Genomic DNA, 2879 nt, shown 5'->3' with positions numbered 1-2879 from the left:
GAGGCAACAGGATGAAATCGCCTTCATTCCCCTGCTATGTAAACAACCTGCTCGGGAGCGGCCGGGTTGCCTCGATGTCGAATGCCGAGTTCGGGGCCTATTGGCTGTTGCTGTGCCGCGCCTGGAATGAAGACGATTGTGGCCTCCCCGACGATGACGACATTCTGGCGGCGTGGTCACGATGCTATGGGGACTGGCCGAAACACAAAGCCAAGATCCTCCGGTGCTTCAGAGCCGAAAACGGGCGGCTCTATAACGACAAGTTACTGTCATGTCGCGCGGATCAGAAATCTTATCGAGAGATGTGTTCTCAGGCAGGAAAAATCGGAAACGCAAGGCGATGGGGTGGCAATCGCCCCCCGATCGCCCCCCGATCGCGACCCGATCACAACCCGATCGGGGTCACATCGCTTTGAGATTGAGTTTGATTAGTCGGGGGGGGGCGCGAAAGGCGTAACACGTAAGGATAACCCCCCGACGGAAAAGGATAGACCATGGGCTTTAAGATCGAAGACCTCCCCCTCCGTCTCCAAGCGCAAGCTCGAGCCCAGCTCGAGAGTTACGCCAAGCCGGCAGGATCCCGAATAAACGTTCCGGAGTCGCCTCCTACCCCGACACCTGTCCCTGCCGCCGATCGCGGCAAGCGTGGGCAGCGGGAGCCGAACAAAACGGAATCCGATTACCGGGCGACACAGCTTCGCGGGATGGATGCCCGATACGAAGCCCTGACCTTCCGGATGGCGAACGGTCACAGGTACACCCCCGACTGGGTGGTCTTCAACGACGCTGGAAAGATCGAGTGCCACGAAGTCAAGGGTGGCTACGCCCTTGGGAGTGAGCAACGGGCACGCCTCGCCTTTGATCAGGCAAAAGTGGAATTCCCCTGGATCATCTGGGTATGGGCAAAGAAGTCAGCAGGCAGTTGGCAGGTCAGCAGAGGAGAACGGTAATGGAATGTCACAAGTGTGAGCATCGTGAGGCGATACAGAAAAGAAGACTAGCGCGCGTGCCGTTTGAGAAGACGCCATGCTTCAAGTGCGAACTGAAGGAGTATTCGGAATTCACGCTCGAGTACGACGCGAAGCGGGAGACCGCATCCCAGAAGCCGGAATTCAGTTTCGAGGAACCAGAAGACCGTTTGCCGATATCGGTCATGAGGGAAGCAATGGTGGAGTTCCTGCGCCTGCCCCCAGAGATCAGGGATGTCGTGTGCTGGCGATTCGCGGGAATGTCATTTAAGGACATTGCGGCGCTGCAAGGGATTACCGTCGCCGGCGTCGAAGTACGTCTCTGGCGGGCAATGAAGAAATGGCCGGCACTGACGGCACTGTTTGGCGAGAAGGCGGCTAAACAATCACGGAGAAAAAACTCGGAGCATAAAAGAGAATGAAACGTCAAACACTTGAGGACTTACGGCGGGAAGAGGAGTTGATTTTGATCTGGATTCGGGACGTAACAGCCCCAAAGCGGGCACGTTTGCGTGAGATTCGATGCAAATTGAACGGCGTCTTACACTTGGATGTCAAAAAAGAGCAAAACGGGTTTTTGGCAAAACCGACTGAATCTGAAGTAATTACATAGACTTTGGTGAAATATCGTTCAGGAAATAACAGGCACGGCGTGGCACACGCGGTGGGGGCCCCAATTTCCGTGGAGACAATAGGTGGGGCCCCGTCGCCGTGCGTAGCACGGCGGGGGCGCTCTGGCCTGACGGATCAGGCAAAGGCAAGGTTCATTTGGTTTTGAGGAGTTGATCGAGTTGTTTGGAAGCTGAACTGATGGTGCTGCGGAGCAATTCGAGTTCGGATGCTGTTAAGAGTTCCGAAGGAGAGGAGATAACGGGCCTGACTGTTTGTGAGTTCTTCCGGTGTTTGGGCGATGCCGGCTTGGCGGATGAATGAGGCAAAGGCGTTGAGTCCGAATTTGGTGTCGAGGGCATTGATTGTTTCCTTGGTGAGATCGATTTCGAGAGATGAACCTGTGATGATTGAAAAACTTCCGGCCAGGGCAGAGAAGGCAACCACCCTCCCCCCGTGCGATTCGATGAACAGGCGCAAGGCCTGAACAGTTGAACCGCTCGTGATGACATCGTCAACGACGATGTAATCCTGACCGGCGATAACAGTGCCGGAAAACTCAGGACGGTTCAAGAGCCGATGCATGGCATCCGAATCCGTGTGATGCGTTTTGTTGATTTGCACGATTCCGGTTTCGATCTGGAGCCCTGCCAATGAGCCGATGAACTTTGCGAAGGCAAGCGGAAGCATGTTGATGCCCGTGCGCTCTGTTCCCAGAACAGGAACAACCATAGCGCCGGGGTGCTGTTCGCCCAGGCGTGTGATGCGCTCCTGTCTTGAAAGATCCCTGACGAGATTCAGGGCGGCGATGGTGTTGCCTGCCTTTGCTGATGTGAAGTCGCGATGGCGGCGCATTGCCGCGATGGTTGTGTGCGCATGCACACTTTTGTCCAGCTCGACGGCGGATACCTGAGCTTTCATTTCAGAGATTTGCCTGACTGTGACCCCGTTTTTCATGTTTCCTTGTTCCTTTCTGTTGTTTGGCGTTTTCATTTGTTTTGTCCTGCCCTCCGTTCGGTGACCCTCGCTTTCGCTAGCATTTGAAGCGAGGGGCGCCGGGCGGAGGACAGGGCGAAAACGCCAAAGAAAGGAACGAGGAAACGGTGCGACCTGGCGCGAACCATCGAGAAGCGGGAGGCGTGACAACATGACGGGTACTCCCTAATGTTGGCGCGACTCCCGCCGATGGGGCGTGACAGGTCGCAGAAGAAACGGGGGTCACAGACTGGCTACCACCCGCGTAGCGGCTTCGAATGCAATGAGCGAAGTTTCAGCCATAAGGCAGTGAGCAGTAGCCAGTGG

5 protein-coding genes are annotated in these 2879 nt (G+C 55.9%); 4 read left to right on the top strand and 1 reads right to left on the bottom strand.

The features are described from left to right. From WCI03_15195 to WCI03_15180, 4 genes are all read left to right on the top strand, one after another. The coding region (locus WCI03_15195; GenBank protein MEI8141197.1) for a DUF1376 domain-containing protein at positions 1 to 416 on the top strand (416 nt) is incomplete at its 5' end. A gap of 78 nt (positions 417 to 494) precedes the next feature. Beyond that, entirely contained in the window at positions 495 to 950 is a 456-nt protein-coding gene (locus WCI03_15190) for a hypothetical protein (GenBank protein MEI8141196.1), read from the top strand. Further along, positions 950 to 1390 carry a sigma factor-like helix-turn-helix DNA-binding protein gene (locus WCI03_15185; protein ID MEI8141195.1) on the top strand — a complete coding sequence of 147 codons (441 nt, stop codon included), beginning with the start codon at positions 950 to 952 and terminating at the stop codon, positions 1388 to 1390. Before WCI03_15190 ends, WCI03_15185 begins: the two co-directional genes overlap by 1 nt. Beyond that, positions 1387 to 1581 carry a hypothetical protein gene (locus WCI03_15180; GenBank protein ID MEI8141194.1) on the top strand — a complete coding sequence of 65 codons (195 nt, stop codon included), beginning with the start codon at positions 1387 to 1389 and terminating at the stop codon, positions 1579 to 1581. The genes WCI03_15185 and WCI03_15180 overlap by 4 nt, the downstream gene beginning before the upstream one ends. A 134-nt stretch (positions 1582 to 1715) precedes the next feature. On the opposite strand, the gene WCI03_15175 is transcribed toward WCI03_15180, so the two are convergent. Then, positions 1716 to 2534: a phosphoribosyltransferase gene (locus WCI03_15175; GenBank protein ID MEI8141193.1), complete on the bottom strand. Its 819-nt coding sequence runs from the start codon at positions 2532 to 2534 to the stop codon at positions 1716 to 1718. Between the last annotated feature and the right edge of the window lie 345 nt (positions 2535 to 2879).

This window comes from bacterium (assembly GCA_037143175.1).
Taxonomy (GTDB): Bacteria; Verrucomicrobiota; Kiritimatiellia; order CAIKKV01; family CAITUY01; genus JAABPW01.
This window is presented reverse-complemented; position numbering and strand designations above follow the sequence as displayed.